Below are 18,885 nucleotides of genomic sequence, written 5' to 3'. Positions count from 1 at the left end.
CCCTCCCGACCTTCGCCCCGCCGTCCGGTCACGTCACTACTCCGTCTTGGAACTCGCCGGCTTCTGGATGGGTACGGACGAAGACGGCACTCTGCTCAACCAGGGTCCCGCGGGAAGGCTGCCCTCCGGCTGCGTCACGCCGTCAGGCGGGCGACCATCGGGACATGGACGTCACCCTTCACCTCGCCCAGGACCCCGAGGCCGACGCACTCCTCGGCCGCAGTCCGCTCGCCGCACTGGTCGGCATGCTGCTGGACCAGCAGATCCCGATGGAGTGGGCGTTCACCGGGCCGGCGACGATCGCCGGGCGCATGGGCACCGACGACCTGGACGCCCACGAGATCGTGGCCTTCGAGCCGGAGACGTTCGCCCGGCTCCTGTCGGACAAGCCGGCCGTGCACCGCTACCCGGCGTCGATGGCCAAGCGGATCCAGCAGCTGTGCCAATACCTCGTCGAACACTACGACGGCGACCCCGAGACCATCTGGCGGGACGTCGACAGCGGGCGCGAGCTTCTGCGACGCCTCGAGGAGCTGCCCGGTTTCGGCAAGCAGAAGGCACAGATCTTCCTGGCGCTGCTCGGCAAGCAGCTCGGTGTGCGGCCCACGGGGTGGCGGGAGGCCGCGGGAGCGTACGGCGAGCCGGACTCCTTCCGGTCCGTCGCGGACATCACCGGGCCCGAGTCGCTGGCCAGAGTGCGGGCGCACAAGCAGGAGCTGAAGGCGGCGGCCAAGGCCGCCAAAGCGGGCAAGGGGACGAAGTCCCCCGGGAAGTGACCGGGACGGCGGTGCGGCGGGGACGGGCCGTGCGACGCACGTCAGCCGACCGGCCGGTCCCGGGTGGCGGTACGCGCGCGCCCGGTCCCAGCATGAACCATGACCGAGCCACCGAGCAGCGGCCCCGAAAGCCCGGCGTACGACGATCGCCGCGTCCACGCCATGCGTGACCCACGGGAGCCGCGGACATCGCCGCCCCCGCGGTACGAACCGCCGCTGGAAGGACTCCTGCACCTTCTGTCCCACGCCGCCTGGCAGGCGGTCCTCGCCACCGGTGCGGCCGCCCTGATCCTCGGCGTCCTGGTGCTGCTCTGGCCGGGCGCCTCCCTGCTGGCCGCCGGAATCCTCTTCGGGATCTACCTGCTGGTCAGTGGCGTGCTCCAACTGGTCTCCGCGTTCGGCACCCACAAGACGACCTCGTTGCGCGTGCTGGCCTTCATCAGCGGCACCCTGTCGATCCTGCTGGGCCTGCTGTGCTTCCGCGGCGCCACGCAGTCGATCCTGCTGCTCGCGCTGTGGATCGGCATCGGCTGGCTGATCCGCGGCATCACCCTGACGATCGCCGCCCTCGACGACCGCGGCGCGCCCGCGCGCGGCTGGCAGATCTTCCTCGGCATCCTCACCTTCGTCGCCGGCATCGTGCTGATCGACGCCCCGCTCCGGTCGGCCGCGGTGCTCATCGTGCTCGGCGGCTGGTGGCTGGTGGTGGTCGGCATCTTCGAGATCGTCACCGCCTTCCGCATCCGCGGGCACGCCGAACGCGGCCCCCGCACCGTGTGACCCGTTGTCCACAGCCTGTGCACAACGGGCGCACGGCGGGAACTCCCGCACGCCGCGGTCCGGGCACGGACCCGCTGTCGCCGATCTCAAGCCCCCGTTCCCGGTTCGCCCGGTTTTGCTGCGGCATTTCCAGCGCCGCACTCCAGCGGCCGGGCTGCGCCCGGAAGGTCTGGGCCGGTAGGCTCTCCGTGTGATCTTCAAGCGCATCGGAAACGGCCGGCCGTACCCCGACCACGGCCGGGAAAGCACCCGGCAGTGGGCGGACGTCGCGCCGCGCCCGGTCCGCCTCGATCAGCTCGTGACCACCAAGCAGCAGCTCGACCTGGAGACCCTCCTCGCGGAGGACTCGACCTTCTACGGCGACCTCTTCGCGCACGTCGTGAAGTGGCAGGGCGACCTGTATCTGGAGGACGGCCTCCACCGCGCGGTACGGGCGGCGCTCCAGCAGCGCCAGGTGCTGCACGCGCGCGTGCTGGAGCTGGACTGAGCATCCGGGCCGCGGGCCCGCGCCGTTGAAGCCGGGCCCCTGAGCCATGCCCTTGGCCAGGGCACCGAGCCGGGAATGTGAGCCGGGAGTTGAGCCGTCCGGACCCGCCGTCCGGTCACGGCTTGGACCTTTCGGGTTCTGCTGAGCCGCTCCGATGATCATCCAGTAGGAATCACCGCTCATGCCCACTACGCTGCGCTCATGAGCATGCTGACTCCCCCCGGCATGGGCGGGAAGTACCGGATCACGGGGAACAGATACCCGCGGATGCGCAAGCCCCGGCGGCGCGGCAGGCTCGTGTTCCTCGCCGTCGCCTCCGTCACGGTCCTTGGCGTGATCGGCTGGGGCACGTGGCAGCTCATCGACGTCTTCACCGGCGGCCGGAAGGCCTCGGCGGCCGGCACCGACGGGGACTGCTCGACCAAGGCGTCGCCCGCGGCGAGCCCGTCGGCGACGAGCGCGGCCCGGGAGCTGCCCAAGCCGGGCCAGATCACGGTCAACGTCCTGAACGCCACGCCCCGCGGCGGCCTGGCCAAGCAGACCGCGGACGAGCTGAAGAAGCGCGGCTTCCGCATCGGTCAGGTGGGCAACGCGACCGAGCAGTTCGACAAGAAGGTCAAGGGCGCCGGACTGCTCGTCGGCCCGGCCTCGTCGCTGAACACCTCGCTGCCCGTCCTCGCCACCCAGCTCGCCGGGGCGGAGAGCCGCACGGACACCCGCAAGGGCACCGACGTGGACCTGATCATCGGCACGGGCTTCAAGGCGCTGACCCAGCAGACGGCCGCCGATCAGGCCCTGACCGCCCTGACCGCCCTGACGGCCCCCCAGCCCTCGGCAACCGCCCCGAAGAAGGGCTGCTGAGGCTCCCCGCAGCCGGGTCGGTGGCGGGTGGCCCCGCGGGGCCACCCGAGAGGCGTCAGTCGGCGGGCCGGTACTACTCGGCGGCGCCGTACATCCGGTCGCCCGCGTCTCCGAGGCCCGGGACGATGTAGCCGTGCTCGTTGAGGTGTTCGTCGACCGAGGCCGTCACCACGGTCACCGGGGTGCCCGCCAGGTCGCGCTCCATCACGGCGACGCCCTCGGGGGCGGCCAGCAGGACGACCGCGGTCACGTCGTCGGCGCCGCGCTTGATCAGCTCCTGGATGGCCGCGACCAGCGTGCCGCCGGTGGCGAGCATCGGGTCCAGGACGTAGACCTGGCGGCCGGAGAGATCCTCCGGCATGCGCGTCGCGTACGTAGAGGCCTGCAGCGTCTCCTCGTTGCGGATCATGCCCAGGAAGCCCACCTCGGCGGTCGGCAGCAGCCGCACCATGCCGTCCAGCATGCCGAGGCCGGCCCGCAGGATCGGCACCACCAGGGGCCGCGGGTGGGAGAGCTTGACGCCGGTGGTCGGGGCGACCGGCGTGTTGATGTCGACCTGTTCGGTGCGCACGTCGCGGGTCGCCTCGTAGGCGAGCAGGGTGACCAGTTCGTCGGCGAGCCGGCGGAAGGTCGGGGAGTCGGTGCGGCGGTCGCGCAGCGTGGTGAGCTTGTGAGCGACCAGCGGGTGGTCGACGACGTGGAGACGCATGGGCCAACAGTAACCGGGCCCCGATCCGGCCCGCCCGCCCGCTGTCCCGCCGGCGGGCGGGCGGGGTCGCACCCCCGCCGGCGTGCGCTGTTGTGGCATCAAACCCGGCATCCGGGGGAAAGTGGGAGTGACGGACTGGGGTGGTGAGCCGATGCCTGATCGGGAACGGGAACCTGACAAGGACCCGTCGCCGCGCGTGCGGCGGGACACGGCGGACCTCCCGGAGACGGCCGGCGCGGCGGACGCCGACGCCGAACGGCGCCGCCGCCGGGCCCGGTTCCTGCGCGATCTCGCCGAGGCCCGGGCCCTGCGCGACCGCGTCCAGCCCCGCCGCGCCAAGACCGCCCGGCTGCGGCACGCCATGCGCATGCGCACGTTCCGCTGGTAGGACACCACCGGGACACGGGCGCCCTGGGTGCCATCGGGACACGGACGACCCCCGCCGCGCGCCGGGTCACGCACCCGGCCCATGGGCTCGGGTCGCGGAAAACTCCCGCCGAGACCCCGGCGAGGACCCCGGGGAAGGCGCGGGGCCGGACACACGGCAAGACACGCGCGGAAGGCACGGGAGCAGAGCTGCACCCGCACGGACGTCTCCGACGGTGGGTGTGCGTGGCCGTCGGGGGAAAGCCGCGTACGATCCGCTGGTGGCGGCAACGTGTGCGCTGGTGAGTCCTTTACCGGTGTGCGATCAAAACTGCCGGACACAGGGAGCCGAAGACGTCCCCTGAAGGCCTTGTTTCTGCCACGATTCCGAGTGGGTGGGGCTCGGAGCCCAGCTCCCCCGCCCAGAACCTCCGCCGGGGGGACCCCCAACCGGCACGCCTATGACCAGTGGGAGAGTCACGGTGTACTTCGCCGCACTGCTCGCGCGCACCGAAGACGGGTGGGAAGCGAGCGACACAGAGCTCGACGATGTGGAGACGCTGGCCGATCTGGCCGACCTGGCCCGGGAGGCCTCGGCCGACGACGACACGGTGCTCGTCCTGATCGAGCAGGAGGACGCGTGGTTCGGCGTGGTACGCGTGGACGGCGAGGACGACCCTCGTATCTACGTATCCGACGCCGCCGCCGCTGCCCGTAGTTCGTACGGCGAGATCCTGCTCACCGACGAACTGCTCGGCCGGGAGCCCGGCGACGACGGCCCCGACCTGGACTCCCTCGACCTCGACGGCACGGAGGACGGCGAACCGGCGTCCACCGAGGACGACGAGGAGGAGTCGTCGTCCGCCGAAGCCATCACGCACAGCCCGCTGGGCGACGGCGAGATCCTCGGCGACCTGGGGGTCGGCGCGAAGGAGCTGCGCATCCTGGACCCGGAGGACGCGCTGAACGCCATCGCCGAGGCCCTGGGTGCCTCGGAGGTGCTGGAGACCGTCCGCTGACCGGGACGGACGCGCCGGACCCGGGCGGACCGTCCGACATGAGCGGGATGCCGAACACGAACCGGACGCCGACCCCGACCGGGGCCCCGGCCCCTGCCCGGGCCCCGGACCCGGTGCGCGACCGCTGGCGGGCCGCGATGCGGCTCGCCCTGGACGAGGCCGGGCAGGCCGTCCCGGGCGGGGACGTGCCCGTGGGCGCGGTCGTGCTGTCCGCCGACGGCACGACCGTGCTCGGCGTCGGCCACAACGAGCGGGAGGCCACCGGCGACCCGACCGCACACGCGGAGGTGCTCGCCATCCGGCGGGCCGCCGCGAAGACCGGGCAGTGGCGGCTGTCGGGCTGCACCCTGGTGGTCACACTGGAGCCGTGCACGATGTGCGCCGGAGCGATCGTGCTGTCCCGGGTGGACCGGGTGGTCTACGGCGCCCGCGACGAGAAGGCCGGCGCCGCCGGCTCCCTGTGGGACGTCGTACGGGACCGGCGGCTCAACCACCGGCCCGAGGTGATCGAGGGTGTGCTCGCCGAGGAGTGCGCCGCACTGCTGACCGACTTCTTCCGCGGCCGCTGAACCCGGGCCGCCCGGGGCGGGACGGAAACGGATTTCGAAGCACGGCCCGGTGTGCTGTAAGGTCTCCCTCGGTAGCGTGTCCGAGCGGCCGAAGGAGCTCGCCTCGAAAGCGAGTGTGGCGCAAGTCACCGAGGGTTCAAATCCCTCCGCTACCGCAGGTAGACGAAGGGTCCGGCTCGATGAGCCGGACCCTTCGCGCATCCCCGTCTCAGTTTCCGTCTCAGTTGGCCGATCAAGAGCGGCCACCCGCTACGACAAGAGGGCCTACGTCTTCCACGGCGCCGTCACCACCGCAGCGCTCCGACTGTGGCTCCGTTCCTGAACGTCACCCCTGGAAGATCTGCCATGTTGTGCCAGAAGCCTCATCTCTGGTCGCAAGGTGGCCCAGCGGCAGGGCCGGAAGGCTGCCCAATGACGGATCATGCTCCAACAGGTGAGCTGCGTGAATCAGCCGCGGCCGTCCAAACCAGCGTGGTTCTTCAGCCGAAAACGCCTGCCAGTCTCCGTCCTCATCGAGGTGCACACGCACGACCGGCTGCCCGCGATACACGCGCTTGGACACGAACACGTGGTCATCAGGGGACAGATCTTGCACCGGGCCACAGCCGTTGTGCGCGCCGCTATACAACTTCCCTCCCTGGTTGAAGAGCCCCATCTCAGCACATCTCTTGGACATGGGTCATCGAGGCTGCTCAAGAGATGGCTTTGCTGATCCGCCAGACACTGCCTAAGGGGGCAGAGTGTCACCCTGCCCCCTCGATATCAGCCACGGATCAGATGGCGTCTGTCCAGAGCGCCAGTCGGGCCAAAGCGTCGGTCGCTGTCACAGAGCGGTAGGCGCGAGCTACGGTCTCCCGCCTCGCGAGTCGAGGCGGGGGCGTTCGTATGCCCGTCTCAAGATCCGTGCACGTGGCGCACACCTTCGAGGCAGGCCACCCCAGCCGGAAAAGACTTTCCCTGCTGCCATCAAGGGCTCGCTTCGCTCGCCGTCGCTCCCGGCCTTCTGAACTGCAAGCAGTCCGATCGAAGATCAGAGATGCCGCGCACAGCGCGGCGGCGCCGGTCGGTCGCCGCCGCGCCGCCCCTCCTTGCCTTCGTCACCAGGGCCGCGCGCCGTCGCCCGCCCGCGCCCACAAGGGGGGCGAAGACCAGGCCCGGAGTCAGAACAGTGCCTCCGGCGAGGGATCGGCCGGCACCGGGATGGAGGGGGCGCCGTGCCCGCCCGCGGGTCCGTTGGTGTGCGTGGGGTGTCGGGGGCTGAGGAACACCGGTGGGACGATGTGCACCGACTGAGGAATGAGGAGACATGCGCACACGCGTGACGGTCGCGATAGCGGCCTTACTGGTGGCAACTCTGGCGGCCTGCAACAACACCGGCAGCGGCGAGGACAACAAGGCGACGCCGAAACCCTCACAGTCGCCGACAGCCGCGACGAGCACGGCACCCTCGGAGCACCTGACTTTCAATAAGGGGTACACCTGGCCGGACGGTCTGAATGTCTCCGTCATCGACGCTCGGGTGTCCACCTACTACGACGAGGCACCGCAGGCGGGGTACACCGGCTTCCGCGTGTTGCTGTACGTGTCCAACGAGGGCCAGAAGCCCGTTGACCTGCACGGGGTGACGCTCCTCGTGGACGGCGCGACGACCGGCGGCGAGGCGCTGCACAGGACGTTCGAGAGCGGGTCCAAGCCCCTGGAGGGCCAGCTGGCTCCGGGGACGGGGTCCAATTTCACCGACGACTGGTCCATGAAGACGGAGTACGGCAAGCGCATCGTCGTCAGGGTGCAACGCGTGGCGGACTACTCGGGCCAGGACTTCCCCGAGTTCACCGGCGACGTGACCGGCTGAACGAGGCCGTCGTGCTCCTGGTGCGAGGCTGACGGTCTTTCTGGAGAAAGTGGGGAAAGTGAAGAGCGAGGAGATCGTAGCCCTCTTCGACGGCCGGGGCCGGATCGAGCTGACGCTCAACTTCTTGAAGGACGCCATTTCGCGCAACGTCGAGGAGATCGCCCACGCGCTCGGCTACCGGCTGCTGTCCACCGAGGTCACCGACAGCCGCACCCGCATCCGCTATTGCTTCGACCGCGACGACGCGCCGCTCGCACGCCGCCGGGCCGAGCTGACCATCGCACGCCTGCGCGCGGGCGGCCCGGTGCTGCCGGCGTGGGAGCCACCCCCGCCCCCGCCCCCTTCGCCCCCGCCACCTCTACCGCCCGAATCATGGCCACCCCTGCCGCCTTCACGATAGGAGGGAAAATCTAGAAGTCCGGCTGGAGTACTAACGCGCAGGTCAGCGAGTGATCACTCCGTCTCAGTTTCCGTCTCATTCGCCCCCGTGCGGAGACGTTCACAACGGTTCACGCGACGGGCGGGAGGACGAGGCTGAACGACTCTGGATCACGCTCTGACCAGCGCGAACAGACCTCGAAAGTGAGTGTGGCGCACGTCACCGAGGGTTCAAATCCCTCCGCTACCGCTTCAGAAGGGCCCCGTCCACTAGGACGGGGCCCTTTGTGCGATCATCTACAGCGCTCGGCCCGGACGGTACCGACTACAGGCAACTCAGCGACCGGGAAATCACCGACAGGGGGAGGCCGCGATGGCGATGAACGCCAAGAGGATCGTCGTCTATGTGGTCGTGGTCTTCGTGCTGTACGTGATCATCACGGACCCGAAGGGGGCCGCGGGCTACGTCGAGATAGGGTTCGAGGGCATATCGGACGCCGCCAAGGCCATAGGCGAGTTCATGACGTGGGCCGCCAACGGAGGAAAATGATGATCCGCCACCTGGTCCTCTTCAAGCTCGATGAAGGCATCGAGCGGGACGACCCGCGCGTCGTGGCGGGCGCCGAGGCCTTCCGCGCCCTCGGCGGGCAGATCGAGGACCTGCGCTTCTGGGAGTGCGGCTGGAACGTCAGCGACCGGCCCATCGCCTACGACTTCGCGATCAACTCGGCCGTCGAGGACACCGACGCGCTGCGCCGGTACCTGGAGCACCCGGCCCACCAGGCGGGCGTCGCCCAGTGGCGCGAGTTCGCCACGTGGGTGATCGCCGACTACGAGTTCTGACGGCCCGGCACTTCTCAGCCGTACGGCCGTACGGATGCACGCTCGGCCCCGCATCGGAACGGTGCGGGGCTTCTCGACGTCTTATGCCCTATTTCATCCCTCAACACGTGCATATGCGGTGCTTGAACACGATGCACCTGTCTTGTGATGCTATGACCGCTTTTGACGGATGAGTTGATCGACGAAGAGGTGGCGTTGACCGTGTCGGCCAAGACTGCGCCGCCCCAGGATCCCGTCTCGACCCCGGCACCGGGCACCACCACGGCCACGGCCTCGACCACGGCCGCCCCGGATCCGACCGCGACCCCCGCTCCGGATCCGACCGCGACCCCCGCTCCGGATCCGACCGCGACTCCCGCTCCGGATCCGGCCTCGGATGCGGCTCCGGCTCCGGAGAAGCGGCGCGGTGCCGACACCCGGGCCCTCACGCAGGTGCTGTTCAGCCAGCTGAAGGAGCTCGAACCCGGCACGTCCGAGCACTCCCGCGTGCGCGGGGCGCTCATCGAGGCGAACCTGCCGCTCGTGCGCTACGCGGCCGCCCGCTTCCGCTCCCGCAACGAGCCGATGGAGGACGTCGTCCAGGTCGGCACCATCGGGCTCATCAACGCCATCGACCGCTTCGACCCGGACCGGGGCGTGCAGTTCCCGACCTTCGCCATGCCGACGGTCGTCGGCGAGATCAAGCGCTACTTCCGCGACAACGTCCGCACGGTCCACGTCCCGCGCCGGCTGCACGAGTTGTGGGTGCAGGTCAACAGCGCGACCGAGGACCTGACGACCGCCCTCGGCCGCTCCCCCACGACCGCCGAGATCGCCGAGCGGCTGCGCATCACCGAGGAGGAGGTGCTGTCCTGCATCGAGGCCGGACGCTCGTACCACGCGACCTCCCTCGAGGCGGCCCAGGAGGGCGACGGGCTGCCCGGGCTGCTGGACCGGCTCGGCTACGAGGACCCGGCCCTGGACGGCGTCGAGCACCGCGACCTGGTCCGCCACCTCCTCGTCCAGCTTCCCGAACGGGAACAGCGGATCCTGTTGCTGCGCTACTACAGCAATCTGACCCAGTCGCAGATCAGTGCGGAACTCGGCGTGTCCCAGATGCACGTGTCCCGGCTACTCGCCCGTAGCTTCCAGCGATTGCGATCCGCAAACAGGATCGACGCGTAACCGGGAAGAGCGAATCACCCATCAGGGCACTTCCCGACATCTTCAAGCCGAAAAACCGTCAGACCCCTTTTTTCCAGGGCCGATTCGGTTCTGACTTGTCGACAAGTCCCTACAGCGCGTTGCCGACATGTGACATTCTGCGGGAAGCGCGTTTGCCGTGGCTTCGGCTCCGGTATTCAGGTGAGGGCTGCGTTCTCCTCGTCAGAGAGCGTGGCCGCGACCGTCCCGCGACCCAGAGGGGGTGGCATGTCCGCAGACCAGGGCAGCTCCAAGGTGCTGACGCTCACGAAGAGCGAGACGCCCTCCCCGGCGCTCGAGCCGCTCGACGCCCTCGACGACGTGGCGGCCCTCGAGGCCGCTCCCGCCCCGGCTGTTCCGGCCGCGTCGGCCTTGCCGGCCTCGGAGATCATCGACACCCGCACCCTGTCCCGCTCCCTGTTCCTGCGGCTCGCCGCACTCGACGAGGACAGTCCCGAGCGCGTCTACGTCCGGGACACCCTGATCGAGCTGAACCTCCCGCTGGTCCGTTACGCGGCGGCCCGCTTCCGCTCGCGCAACGAGCCGATGGAGGACATCGTCCAGGTCGGCACCATCGGCCTGATCAAGGCGATCGACCGCTTCGACTGCGAGCGGGGCGTGGAGTTCCCGACCTTCGCGATGCCGACGGTCGTGGGCGAGATCAAGCGCTTCTTCCGCGACACCTCGTGGTCGGTGCGGGTGCCCAGGCGCCTTCAGGAGCTGCGTCTGGCGCTCACCAAGGCCAGCGACGAGCTCTCGCAGAAGCTCGACCGCTCCCCGACCGTCACGGAACTGGCCGCCGTGCTGGGCGTGTCGGAGGAGGACGTCGTCGACGGCCTCGCGGTCGGCAACGCCTACACCGCCTCCTCGCTGGACTCCCCGACCCCCGAGGACGACGGCGGCGAGGGCTCCCTGGCCGACCGCCTCGGCTACGAGGACACGGCGCTGGAGGGCGTGGAGTACCGCGAGTCGCTCAAGCCGCTGCTGGCCAAGCTGCCGCCCCGGGAGCGGCGGATCATCATGCTCCGCTTCTTCGCCAACATGACCCAGTCGCAGATCGGCGAGGAGGTCGGCATCTCGCAGATGCACGTCTCCCGGCTGCTGACGCGGACGCTGGCACAGCTGCGGGAGGGGCTCATCAGCGACTGATCCGCACGGTCCGGCGCCTGTCGCTCGACGGGGCGTCGGACATCACGGCGCACTGCCGTGGTGACGTCGACTCCTGGCCGCCGAGGCGCCTTCGGGCGCGTCGGCGGCCGTCGTATGTCTGGGAGCCGTTTCCCGGCCGCGCGCGGGGGCGGCGGGGCCGGCGGAGAGGGAGCCGACGGGGGAGAGGGGGCGGCTGGCGCCGATGGACGGAGACGGGAAACCGGAAAGAGTGCTTCGTACTGAAAGGGCGGTTCGCCCTACTTGAGCGCGAGCCAGGCGACGGCCGCGACGACCGCCACCGCGGCGACGACAGCGACGATCAGTCCGACACGCGGGCCGGAGGATGATGCCTGCTGCTGCGCGCTCTGGGGAGGCGCGTCGTCGACGAACGCGCGGAACATCTGGGTGCTGCCGGCAGGGTCGTAGTTGCCCTGCGGGCCCTGGGTGTTAGCCATGGCCCGAGACCCTAGCGAAAACGCTGCCGCCGCCCAAGCGGGGGGCCCTGCAGCCCATTTGGCATCCCACCTGGCGCGCCACTCGGCAGGGAACTCCGACGGGCGGCTGGATGCCGACCGCGTCGCACCGCGACCTCTGGACGGCGGGCGACACTTCACCTGCGGGTTTACATTCGCCAATACTTGCCTTTGCCATGTTTTTGCGCCGCCGGAGCCCGATTTGTTTGCCTGTGGCAACCAACCACTCTACGGTTGCCCTGAGCAACGAATTCGGGAGGTGTGATGGCCGAGCAGGCGCAGTACGAAGAGCTTGCGCGTCAGCTCAGTGCCGTCGGAGCCGTGAAACGGGACATGGGGCGGATCCTGCCGCCCGACTGCCCGGCCGGCTCGGCCGCCGTGCTGACCCTGCTCGGCCGCCACGGGGACATGCGCATGAGCAAGCTCGCCGAGCTGCTCTCCGTGGACATGTCGGTGACCAGCCGGCACGTCGCGCACGTCGCCGCACGCGGCTGGATCGAGCGGATCCAGGACCCCGCGGACAAGCGTTCGCGCATCCTGCGCCTGACGCCCGCCGGGCTGGACCAGCTCGACGAGCTGACCCGGCGGAGCACCCGCCTGCTCAGCGAGCGGCTGAGCGACTGGACCGACGACGAGGTCGGCCAGCTGATCCGGCTGATGACACGCCTGCGCGCCAGCTTCGGCGACTGCCGTTCCGCTCCGGCCCGGATCCCCGCCCCCGTTGCCCCCAAGACCACCCGTACACCCGCAAGCACGTAAGAAAAAGGAAGCCCATGGCAACGACCACACCAGCCGGTGTGCGGGCCCACGCCAAGCACGGAGGAGGCTCCCCCGGCAGCGCTCCGATGACCCACCGGCAGATCATGGAGGCGCTCTCCGGGCTGCTGCTCGGCATGTTCGTGGCGATCCTGTCGTCCACGATCGTCTCCAACGCGCTGCCGCACATCATCGGCGACCTCGGCGGCGGCCAGTCCGCCTACACCTGGGTGGTCACGGCCGCCCTGCTGTCGATGACCGCGGCCACTCCCCTGTGGGGCAAGCTCGCCGACCTCTACAGCAAGAAGGCGCTCGTCCAGATAGCGCTCGTCATCTTCGTCCTGGCGTCGGCCTGCGCGGGCCTGTCCCAGAACCCGGCCATGCTGATCGCCTGCCGTGTGGTGCAGGGCATAGGCACCGGCGGTCTGTCCGCCCTCGCCCAGATCGTCATGGCCGCGATGATCTCGCCGCGGGAGCGCGGCCGTTACTCCGGCTACCTCGGCGCCACCTTCGCCGTGGCCACCGTCGGCGGCCCGCTGCTCGGCGGTGTCATCACCGACACCTCCTGGCTGGGCTGGCGCTGGTGCTTCTACGTCGGCGTGCCCTTCGCGGTCATCGCGCTGATCGTCCTGCAGAAGACCCTGCACCTGCCCGTGGTGAAGCGCGAGGTCAAGGTCGACTGGGGCGGCGCGTCCCTGATCTCCGCCGCCGTGTCGCTGCTGCTGATCTGGGTCACCTTCGCCGGGGACAAGTACGCCTGGCTGTCCTGGCAGACGTACGCGATGGTCGCCGGTTCGATCGTCCTCGGTCTGCTCTTCGTGCTCGTCGAGTCCAAGGCGAGCCAGCCGATCATCCCGCTGCGGCTGTTCCGCAACCGCACCATCACGCTGGCGTCGCTCGCCTCCCTGTTCGTCGGTATCGCGATGTTCAGCGGCACCGTGTTCTTCAGCCAGTACTTCCAGCTGGCCCGGGACAAGTCCCCGACGATGTCGGGCGTCATGACCATCCCGATGATCGGCGGTCTGTTCGTCTCCTCCACCGTCTCCGGACAGTTCATCACCCGTACCGGCCGGTGGAAGGGCTGGCTGGTCAGCGGTGGCGTGCTGGTGACGGCGGGGCTCGGCCTGCTCGGCACCATCCGCTACGACACGGAGTACTGGAAGACGGCCGTCTTCATGGCCCTGCTGGGTCTCGGCATCGGCATGATGATGCAGAACCTGGTGCTGTGCACGCAGAACCAGGTCTCTCCGAGCGACCTCGGCTCGGCCAGCTCCACGGTCACCTTCTTCCGTTCCCTCGGCGGTGCGGTCGGCGTCTCCGCGCTCGGCGCGGTGATGGCCCACCGGATCACCGACTACGTCAAGGACGGCCTGGCCGACCTCAGCCCGAAGTACGCGGCCGCCATGTCCGCCTCCGGCACGAGCGACACCATCCCGGACATGAACGCGCTGCCCAAGCCGCTGCGCACGGTCATGGAGAGCGCCTACGGGCACGGCATCGCCGACATCTTCCTGATCGCCGCCGCGCTGGCGGCGGTGGCCTTCCTGATCACCCTGTTCATCAAGGAGGTCCCGCTGCGGACCAAGGGCGCACTGGCGCAGGCCGGCGAGGCCGAGTCCGCGCCGGTGGACCCGGCCACCGCTCCCGTCGTCGCCGAGGCCCGGTCCGCCGAGGCCGCGGCCGGCTCCGCCGGGGAACGGGTGCCCAGCTGGGCGATGGCCGCCTCCCCCGCCGGGGGCGCCGGGACCGGTCCCGAGGGCACGCAGCGGCTGGCCGCGGTCGCCACGGTCGCGCCCGGCGCCGGTGCCGGCGGCGGGATTCCGGTGCACGGCTTCGTCCGGGGCGCCGAGAGCGCGCCGGTGCCGCAGGCCGCGGTCACGCTGATCTCGCTGGCGGGCCGCCAGCTGGGCCGGTCGGTCGCGCAGGCCGACGGCGCCTACACGGTGGACGCGCCGGGCGCGGGCTCGTACGTCCTGATCGCCTCCGCCGACGGCTTCCAGCCGCAGGCGTCCACGGTGGTCGTCAACGGCGAGCCGGTGGCGTACGACATCCTGCTCAGCGGCACCAGCGGGCTGGGCGGTGTGGTCCGGGCCGCCGGATCCGGGCTGCCGGTGAAGGACGCGATGGTGATCGTCACCGATGTGCGCGGTGATCTGCTGGCCACCGGGACCACCGGGGAGAGCGGCGAGTTCTCCTTCGCCGAGCTGGTGCCGGGCGCGGTGACCGTCGCGGTGAACGCCGCCGGGTACCGGCCGCGGGCGCTGCCGGTCGAGGTGGGCGGCACCGGGGTGACCCGGGTCGAGATCGCCCTGGAGGCCGGGGCACAGCTCCAGGGCGTGGTCCGCGCTCCGCACGGTCCCCTCGCGGACGCCCGGGTGACCCTGGTCGACGCGGCGGGCAACGTGGTCGGCACGTCCACCACCGGCGCGGACGGGGCATACGCCTTCACCGACCTGAACGGCGGTGACTACACCGTCATCGCGACGGGCTACCCGCCCGTGGCGACCGCCCTGACGGTCACGGGCCGCGGAGTCGACGACCACGACATCGACCTCGCCCACCCCGGCGAGTAACCCCGGGCCAGAGTGCCCATGAGGCCCGGGCAAGGTCCCGGGTCTCGGTCCGGCCCGTGGCGGGGCGCGCTCCGAGGGGAGCCGCGCCGTGCCGCGGGCCGGTCGCTTTCCGACCATTTTGCAAGGCTGTGCAGGGAGAGAACGGGATGGGACTGACCGCGAGGATCCGCACCCGGGACGGATGGGCCGTGTCGCACGCGGTCGTCACGATGACCGATATGACGGGCACGCAGGTGCTGCGGGCCGAGGCCGACGCGGAGGGCGCCGTACGGGACACGACGGTGCTGGGACCGGGTGCGTACACGGTGATCGTCACGGCGGTCGGGTACGCGCCCGCCGCCTCCAGCGCGATCGTCACCGCGAGCGGCCGGGCCGAGGTCGGCACGGTGACACTGGCCCGGCAGGGCGGCGCGGAGCTGCCCCCGCCGGGGCCGTGGACCATCGACCCGGCGCACTCCTCGGTCGCCGCGGCCGCCCAGCACCTGGGGATCTCCAGCGTGCACGGCCGGTTCACGGACTTCGCCGGCACCGTCGAGATCGCCCCCGACGACGTCACCAGGTCCCGTGTGGAGGCGGTCATCCGCGCCGACTCCATCGACACCGGCAACGGCATGCGCGACGGCCATCTGAAGTCCCCGGACTTCCTGGACGTGGAGCGGCACCCGCGGATCACCTACCGTTCCACCGGTGTGACCGCCGCCGGCCCCGACCGCTGGATCGTCCACGGCGAGCTGGGCATGCGCGGCGTGGTCCGCCCGGTCGACCTCGACCTGGCCTACCTCGGCACCGGCGCCGACCCCTGGGGCGGCACCCGCGCCGCCTTCCGGGCGACGACCGAGCTGCGCCGGGAGGACTTCGCCATGAACTACAACCAGGTCCTCCAGGCCGGTATCGCGGCCATCGGCACCACTCTGAGGGTCGAGCTGGACATCCAGGCGGTCCAGGGCACCGTGCTCCCCGCGGCATAGTCCACCGGCCCCGCGGCCTGCCCCACCGGCCGCCGGACGGGGGGCGGCCCGGGTCCGTGACGCGGGAGACCAGGTCCGTGGCCAGATCGCGGAGTTTGGTGTTCCGGTGGTGGGAGGCGTGGCGCGGACGGTCCAGGGCCTTGCCGGCGTCGCCCCGTTCCCGGGCCGTCAGGACGCCGATCGCCTGGTCGATGGCGCTGCGGGACACCAGCGCCGTGCGCACGTCGGGCACGGCGGCCCGGTCGCGTTCGAGACGCGGGGCGAGGTCAACGGCGTCCGCGGCGCGGGCGGCGAAGGCGCGGGCCCGGTGCCGGTGCCGGCCCGCCCTGAATGCGCCGGGCTCTAGGTGTATTGACCACGAGCGTTGTTAACGCGATCTGGTCTTGATCGTGGCGGGAGTCACGCTTCCCCGGGCTCTTCGAGCAGGAGGACCACCCACTCGCCGCACCGGACACGGCACTGGTGTCCCCCGGACGCCGATCAACTCCCCATCGCTCATATGGCGTTGTTCGCATCGACGATCCGGCGGGCGAGGTCGCGCAGCTTGACGTTCTCCCGCTGCGAGGCTCGCACCAGGCTGTCGAAGGCCTCCGCCGCGTCGATGTTCAGCCGCTCCATGAGGATGCCGGTGGCCTGGCCGATGAGGTCCCTGGTGCGCATCGCCTCGGTGAGCTGCTCGCGCACGGTCACCGAGTCCAGGGCGAGGCTGACGTGCGCGGTGAACAGCCGTCCGACGCGCGTCGCGGCGTCGTCGAAGACGTCCGGCTTGCGGGCGTAGACGGTGAGCACGGTCAGCCGCCGCTTGTCGGCGCGCAGCCGCAGCGCGAGCGCCGAGCGCAGCCCCAGGCCGGCCAGCGACGCGCCGCCGACCTCGGCCTCACTGTCCGTCAGGTGCACGACGGGCGCGTGCCACAAGTGATCCCAGTACGGTGACGGGCCGCCCCCGTCACCGTCACCGTCACCGGACCTTTCGGCGGTGCACACGAGTTCGTCGGTCCAGGCGACCGTGCGGCGGCCGCTGCCGCGCTCCAGCACCGAGATGCCCGCGTGCTCGGCGCCCGGCAGCAGGCGCACGGCGAGCCCTACGGCGGCTCGCATGGTGCTGTGCGGGGTGACCGTGTCGTGCAGTTGCTGAGCCGCCGTCGTCAGCGCTTCAGCCAGCTCGAGATCCCCCGGAAAACGGGGCAATTCAGAAAAGTCGGACGCAGGCACCACGAACCTCTTCGGCATGCACGGCCATACGGCCATGCGCAGGAGAGCTCCGCAGCACATTCCCGACTGCGAGCACAGGACGAACAGAACTTTATCTCGTCCTGCCCAGCAGGTTCCGCCTGGTTGACGGTCGGCCCCACCCCCTGTGAACCGGCGCGCGGGAATGGTGCAATGGAGCCGGACGGGTCAGGAAGCGGCCTTTCGAGACCGGATGGACCTCTGCCTTCTACCAGGTGAGTGCGGTGACCCACTTCCCGAGCCCCTGCCGGGTGCGCGACCACCCCGGCCGCTTCCGGCTCGTCCTGCCCCCGGAGATCGACCTGTCCAACGCCCCGGCCCTGCGCGCCGGCGTCCTGGCCTTCGCCGCGGCCCGCGCGGGCCGGCTGGACGTGCTGGTCCTGGACCTCACCCACACCCGCTTCATGGACTCCCAGGGCGCCCGCCTCGTCGAGGACGTACGGCACGGGCTGCCCCCTGGAGTGCTGCTCCGCGTGGTGGCGAGGCCGGACGGCGTCCCGTACCGCGTCCTGGAGGTCACCGGGGTCCGCCGCGACGTGCCCGTGCACGACGGCCTGAGCGGCGCCCTCGCCTGAGCGAGCCGGGCGCAGGACACGCGACGGGCTCAGCCGGCGAAGGGCCTTGGGCCCCGGCCGGCGCCTAGGCTGCGCGTATGGCACCCGACATCGCGACCAACACCCGCGTCTCGCTGGACGAACTGCTGGACTTCGTACGGCCACGCCACCGCGCCCTGCTGCTGACCCGGCGGGCCGACGGCAGCCCGCAGGCCTCGCCGCTGACCTGCGGAGTCGACGACTCCGGGCGGATCGTTGTCTCCACCTACCCGGAGCGGGCCAAGACCCGCAACGCCAAGAAGGACGCACGCGTCGGCGTCGTCGTGCTGAGCGACGAGTGGAACGGCCCGTGGGTGCAGATCGACGGCACCGCCGAGGTCCTCGACGCACCGGACTCCGTGGAACCCCTGGTGGAGTACTACCGCAACATCGCGGGCGAGCACCCGGACTGGGACGAGTACCGGGAGGCCATGGTCAGGCAGGGCAAGTCGATCATCCGGATCACTCCGCGGCGCTGGGGGCCGGTGGCGACCGGCGGGTTCCCGGCGCGGCTGGCACCGGGCGACGAGTAGTCAGCCGCGGGCGACCATCGCCTCGATACCGGCGACCAGCAGGTCCAGGGCGAAGGCGAAGTCGCGGTCCAGCATCTCCTCGACCGTGTCGCCGCCGCGGGCCGCCATGAGGATCGCGGACTCCCGGAGCACCTCGGTGGCGTCCGGGGCCCGGGTGGCCGCGCTCATCGCGTGCCGGAAGTAGTCGTCCGGGGCCATGCCCGCCTCGGTGCAGCGGGCCACGAAGTGGCCCTCGATCGTGCCGTAGCCGTACACGAACTGGAAGACGGCGGAGATCGCCCCGGTCAGCCGCTGCTCGGGCAGCCCGGTACGGCGGATGACCCGCTGCACCGTGCCCGAGAAGGCGAGCGAGTTCGGGCCGATGTTGAGGAACGTCCCGGCGAGCGGCGACAGCCAGGGGTGGCGCACCAGCAGCGCCCGGTACTCGGTGGCGAGCCTGCGCAACTGGTCGCGCCAGTCCGTCTCCTCGTCCGGTTCGGGCAGCCGCAGCTCGCCGAAGGCGGCGTCGAGGGCGAGTTCGAGCAGGTCGTCCTTGGTGTCGACGTACCAGTACACGGACATCGCCGTCACGTTCAGCTCGGCGGCGAGCCGGCGCATGGAGAACTTCGCGAGTCCCTCCGCGTCCAGCAGCCGCACCGTGACCTCGGTGATCCGCTCCCGGTCGAGACCGGACGGCTGCCCGCCGCGCCCGCCGCGGCGCGCCTTGCCCTCCAGCCAGACGCTGGTCCTCGCCGCGCCCTTGGCCCCCTGGGCTGCCTTCACCATGGCGCACCTTCCTCGAACTCCTG

23 protein-coding genes, 1 tRNA gene and 1 pseudogene are annotated in these 18,885 nt (G+C 70.8%); 19 read left to right on the top strand and 6 right to left on the bottom strand.

Translation table 11 applies throughout. The features are described 5' to 3' along the window. Positions 1 to 164: 164 nt before the first annotated feature. The 4 genes from TNCT6_RS15770 to TNCT6_RS15755 all read left to right on the top strand — a co-directional run bounded on the left by TNCT6_RS15770 (position 165) and on the right by TNCT6_RS15755 (position 2,904). On the top strand, positions 165 to 776 hold the full coding sequence (locus TNCT6_RS15770) for an HhH-GPD-type base excision DNA repair protein (protein WP_141359977.1): 612 nt from the start codon (positions 165 to 167) through the stop codon (positions 774 to 776). Between the two features lie 99 nt (positions 777 to 875). Next, positions 876 to 1,556 (top strand): HdeD family acid-resistance protein, encoded by a 681-nt coding sequence (locus TNCT6_RS15765; RefSeq protein ID WP_141359976.1) that lies wholly within the window; start codon positions 876 to 878, stop codon positions 1,554 to 1,556. Positions 1,557 to 1,746: 190 nt separating this feature from the next. Next, positions 1,747 to 2,043, top strand: a complete 297-nt coding sequence (locus TNCT6_RS15760; RefSeq protein ID WP_004943146.1) for a type II toxin-antitoxin system VapB family antitoxin — start codon at positions 1,747 to 1,749, stop codon at positions 2,041 to 2,043. A gap of 225 nt (positions 2,044 to 2,268) precedes the next feature. Next, on the top strand, positions 2,269 to 2,904 hold the full coding sequence (locus TNCT6_RS15755) for a LytR C-terminal domain-containing protein (protein ID WP_141366475.1): 636 nt from the start codon (positions 2,269 to 2,271) through the stop codon (positions 2,902 to 2,904). Between the two features lie 73 nt (positions 2,905 to 2,977). Here TNCT6_RS15755 and upp read toward each other — a convergent pair whose 3' ends face one another. Continuing rightward, entirely contained in the window at positions 2,978 to 3,613 is a 636-nt protein-coding gene (gene upp / locus TNCT6_RS15750; RefSeq protein ID WP_141359975.1) for a uracil phosphoribosyltransferase, read from the bottom strand. Between the two features lie 151 nt (positions 3,614 to 3,764). Here upp and TNCT6_RS15745 point away from each other — a divergent pair, with 151 nt between their 5' ends. From TNCT6_RS15745 to TNCT6_RS15730, 4 genes are all read left to right on the top strand, one after another. Further along, positions 3,765 to 4,001, top strand: a complete 237-nt coding sequence (locus tag TNCT6_RS15745; protein WP_141359974.1) for a hypothetical protein — start codon at positions 3,765 to 3,767, stop codon at positions 3,999 to 4,001. Between the two features lie 460 nt (positions 4,002 to 4,461). Beyond that, positions 4,462 to 4,998, top strand: a complete 537-nt coding sequence (locus TNCT6_RS15740) for a hypothetical protein (RefSeq protein WP_141366473.1) — start codon at positions 4,462 to 4,464, stop codon at positions 4,996 to 4,998. A gap of 47 nt (positions 4,999 to 5,045) precedes the next feature. Further along, positions 5,046 to 5,567 (top strand): tRNA adenosine(34) deaminase TadA, encoded by a 522-nt coding sequence (gene tadA / locus TNCT6_RS15735; RefSeq protein WP_141359973.1) that lies wholly within the window; start codon positions 5,046 to 5,048, stop codon positions 5,565 to 5,567. Between the two features lie 70 nt (positions 5,568 to 5,637). Further along, a tRNA-Ser gene (locus TNCT6_RS15730) sits at positions 5,638 to 5,722 on the top strand. A 170-nt stretch (positions 5,723 to 5,892) separates the two neighbouring features. On the opposite strand, the gene TNCT6_RS15720 is transcribed toward TNCT6_RS15730, so the two are convergent. Continuing rightward, on the bottom strand, positions 5,893 to 6,222 hold the full coding sequence (locus tag TNCT6_RS15720) for a hypothetical protein (RefSeq protein ID WP_141359971.1): 330 nt from the start codon (positions 6,220 to 6,222) through the stop codon (positions 5,893 to 5,895). Positions 6,223 to 6,873: 651 nt separating this feature from the next. On the opposite strand from TNCT6_RS15720, the gene TNCT6_RS15715 reads away from it, so the two are divergent. The 6 genes from TNCT6_RS15715 to TNCT6_RS15690 all read left to right on the top strand — a co-directional run bounded on the left by TNCT6_RS15715 (position 6,874) and on the right by TNCT6_RS15690 (position 10,971). Further along, positions 6,874 to 7,419, top strand: a complete 546-nt coding sequence (locus TNCT6_RS15715) for a hypothetical protein (RefSeq protein WP_141359970.1) — start codon at positions 6,874 to 6,876, stop codon at positions 7,417 to 7,419. A 58-nt stretch (positions 7,420 to 7,477) separates the two neighbouring features. Next, entirely contained in the window at positions 7,478 to 7,819 is a 342-nt protein-coding gene (locus tag TNCT6_RS15710; RefSeq protein WP_141359969.1) for a hypothetical protein, read from the top strand. Between the two features lie 351 nt (positions 7,820 to 8,170). Next, complete coding sequence (locus TNCT6_RS15705; RefSeq protein WP_141359968.1) at positions 8,171 to 8,347, top strand: hypothetical protein; 177 nt, start codon at positions 8,171 to 8,173, stop codon at positions 8,345 to 8,347. Next, on the top strand, positions 8,347 to 8,640 hold the full coding sequence (locus TNCT6_RS15700; protein WP_141366471.1) for a Dabb family protein: 294 nt from the start codon (positions 8,347 to 8,349) through the stop codon (positions 8,638 to 8,640). The genes TNCT6_RS15705 and TNCT6_RS15700 overlap by 1 nt, the downstream gene beginning before the upstream one ends. Positions 8,641 to 8,841: 201 nt before the next feature. Then, positions 8,842 to 9,804, top strand: coding sequence for an RNA polymerase sigma factor SigF (locus TNCT6_RS15695; protein WP_253266117.1), 963 nt, complete (start codon positions 8,842 to 8,844; stop codon positions 9,802 to 9,804). A gap of 246 nt (positions 9,805 to 10,050) precedes the next feature. After that, positions 10,051 to 10,971 carry an RNA polymerase sigma factor SigF gene (locus TNCT6_RS15690; RefSeq protein ID WP_141359967.1) on the top strand — a complete coding sequence of 307 codons (921 nt, stop codon included), beginning with the start codon at positions 10,051 to 10,053 and terminating at the stop codon, positions 10,969 to 10,971. A 257-nt stretch (positions 10,972 to 11,228) separates the two neighbouring features. On the opposite strand, the gene TNCT6_RS15685 is transcribed toward TNCT6_RS15690, so the two are convergent. Beyond that, on the bottom strand, positions 11,229 to 11,426 hold the full coding sequence (locus TNCT6_RS15685; RefSeq protein ID WP_141359966.1) for a hypothetical protein: 198 nt from the start codon (positions 11,424 to 11,426) through the stop codon (positions 11,229 to 11,231). 282 nt (positions 11,427 to 11,708) lie between these two features. Between TNCT6_RS15685 and TNCT6_RS15680 the strand changes: the two genes are divergently transcribed. From TNCT6_RS15680 to TNCT6_RS15670, 3 genes are all read left to right on the top strand, one after another. Beyond that, complete coding sequence (locus tag TNCT6_RS15680; RefSeq protein ID WP_141359965.1) at positions 11,709 to 12,203, top strand: MarR family winged helix-turn-helix transcriptional regulator; 495 nt, start codon at positions 11,709 to 11,711, stop codon at positions 12,201 to 12,203. Positions 12,204 to 12,217: 14 nt separating this feature from the next. Beyond that, entirely contained in the window at positions 12,218 to 14,773 is a 2,556-nt protein-coding gene (locus TNCT6_RS15675; RefSeq protein ID WP_141359964.1) for an MFS transporter, read from the top strand. Positions 14,774 to 14,919: 146 nt separating this feature from the next. Then, positions 14,920 to 15,741, top strand: coding sequence for a YceI family protein (locus tag TNCT6_RS15670; RefSeq protein WP_141359963.1), 822 nt, complete (start codon positions 14,920 to 14,922; stop codon positions 15,739 to 15,741). A gap of 79 nt (positions 15,742 to 15,820) precedes the next feature. On the opposite strand, the pseudogene TNCT6_RS41690 reads toward TNCT6_RS15670, so the two are convergent. Together TNCT6_RS41690 and TNCT6_RS15660 are read right to left on the bottom strand one after the other, a co-directional pair. Then, positions 15,821 to 15,964, bottom strand: a pseudogene (locus TNCT6_RS41690) (ANTAR domain-containing protein); the annotation flags it as partial. Positions 15,965 to 16,236: 272 nt separating this feature from the next. After that, complete coding sequence (locus tag TNCT6_RS15660; protein ID WP_141366467.1) at positions 16,237 to 16,971, bottom strand: GAF and ANTAR domain-containing protein; 735 nt, start codon at positions 16,969 to 16,971, stop codon at positions 16,237 to 16,239. Between the two features lie 224 nt (positions 16,972 to 17,195). On the opposite strand from TNCT6_RS15660, the gene TNCT6_RS15655 reads away from it, so the two are divergent. After that, positions 17,196 to 17,546 (top strand): STAS domain-containing protein, encoded by a 351-nt coding sequence (locus tag TNCT6_RS15655; RefSeq protein WP_141359962.1) that lies wholly within the window; start codon positions 17,196 to 17,198, stop codon positions 17,544 to 17,546. Between the two features lie 77 nt (positions 17,547 to 17,623). Then, positions 17,624 to 18,097 (top strand): PPOX class F420-dependent oxidoreductase, encoded by a 474-nt coding sequence (locus tag TNCT6_RS15650; protein ID WP_141359961.1) that lies wholly within the window; start codon positions 17,624 to 17,626, stop codon positions 18,095 to 18,097. On the opposite strand, the gene TNCT6_RS15645 is transcribed toward TNCT6_RS15650, so the two are convergent. Then, entirely contained in the window at positions 18,098 to 18,862 is a 765-nt protein-coding gene (locus TNCT6_RS15645) for a TetR/AcrR family transcriptional regulator (protein WP_141359960.1), read from the bottom strand. Positions 18,863 to 18,885 lie beyond the last annotated feature (23 nt).

Origin of the sequence: Streptomyces sp. 6-11-2, from assembly GCF_006540305.1 — a bacterium.
Classification (GTDB): Bacteria; Actinomycetota; Actinomycetes; order Streptomycetales; family Streptomycetaceae; genus Streptomyces.
The sequence above is the reverse complement of the archived record's forward strand: the minus strand, read 5'-3'. Positions and strand labels throughout refer to the sequence as shown.

Excerpts from the sequence above, each read along its gene's own strand:
- TNCT6_RS15705 (WP_141359968.1), top strand. The coding sequence starts at position 8,171 with ATGGCGATGAACGCCAAGAGGATCGTCGTCTATGTGGTCGTGGTCTTC.
- TNCT6_RS15660 (WP_141366467.1), bottom strand. The coding sequence starts at position 16,971 with ATGCCGAAGAGGTTCGTGGTGCCTGCGTCCGACTTTTCTGAATTGCCC.
- upp (WP_141359975.1), bottom strand. The coding sequence starts at position 3,613 with ATGCGTCTCCACGTCGTCGACCACCCGCTGGTCGCTCACAAGCTCACC.
- TNCT6_RS15690 (WP_141359967.1), top strand. The coding sequence starts at position 10,051 with ATGTCCGCAGACCAGGGCAGCTCCAAGGTGCTGACGCTCACGAAGAGC.
- TNCT6_RS15675 (WP_141359964.1), top strand. The coding sequence starts at position 12,218 with ATGGCAACGACCACACCAGCCGGTGTGCGGGCCCACGCCAAGCACGGA.
- TNCT6_RS15770 (WP_141359977.1), top strand. The coding sequence starts at position 165 with ATGGACGTCACCCTTCACCTCGCCCAGGACCCCGAGGCCGACGCACTC.
- tadA (WP_141359973.1), top strand. The coding sequence starts at position 5,046 with ATGCCGAACACGAACCGGACGCCGACCCCGACCGGGGCCCCGGCCCCT.
- TNCT6_RS15670 (WP_141359963.1), top strand. The coding sequence starts at position 14,920 with ATGGGACTGACCGCGAGGATCCGCACCCGGGACGGATGGGCCGTGTCG.
- TNCT6_RS15680 (WP_141359965.1), top strand. The coding sequence starts at position 11,709 with ATGGCCGAGCAGGCGCAGTACGAAGAGCTTGCGCGTCAGCTCAGTGCC.
- TNCT6_RS15765 (WP_141359976.1), top strand. The coding sequence starts at position 876 with ATGACCGAGCCACCGAGCAGCGGCCCCGAAAGCCCGGCGTACGACGAT.
- TNCT6_RS15745 (WP_141359974.1), top strand. The coding sequence starts at position 3,765 with ATGCCTGATCGGGAACGGGAACCTGACAAGGACCCGTCGCCGCGCGTG.
- TNCT6_RS15685 (WP_141359966.1), bottom strand. The coding sequence starts at position 11,426 with ATGGCTAACACCCAGGGCCCGCAGGGCAACTACGACCCTGCCGGCAGC.
- TNCT6_RS15650 (WP_141359961.1), top strand. The coding sequence starts at position 17,624 with ATGGCACCCGACATCGCGACCAACACCCGCGTCTCGCTGGACGAACTG.
- TNCT6_RS15645 (WP_141359960.1), bottom strand. The coding sequence starts at position 18,862 with ATGGTGAAGGCAGCCCAGGGGGCCAAGGGCGCGGCGAGGACCAGCGTC.
- TNCT6_RS15700 (WP_141366471.1), top strand. The coding sequence starts at position 8,347 with ATGATCCGCCACCTGGTCCTCTTCAAGCTCGATGAAGGCATCGAGCGG.
- TNCT6_RS15720 (WP_141359971.1), bottom strand. The coding sequence starts at position 6,222 with ATGGGGCTCTTCAACCAGGGAGGGAAGTTGTATAGCGGCGCGCACAAC.
- TNCT6_RS15715 (WP_141359970.1), top strand. The coding sequence starts at position 6,874 with ATGCGCACACGCGTGACGGTCGCGATAGCGGCCTTACTGGTGGCAACT.
- TNCT6_RS15755 (WP_141366475.1), top strand. The coding sequence starts at position 2,269 with ATGGGCGGGAAGTACCGGATCACGGGGAACAGATACCCGCGGATGCGC.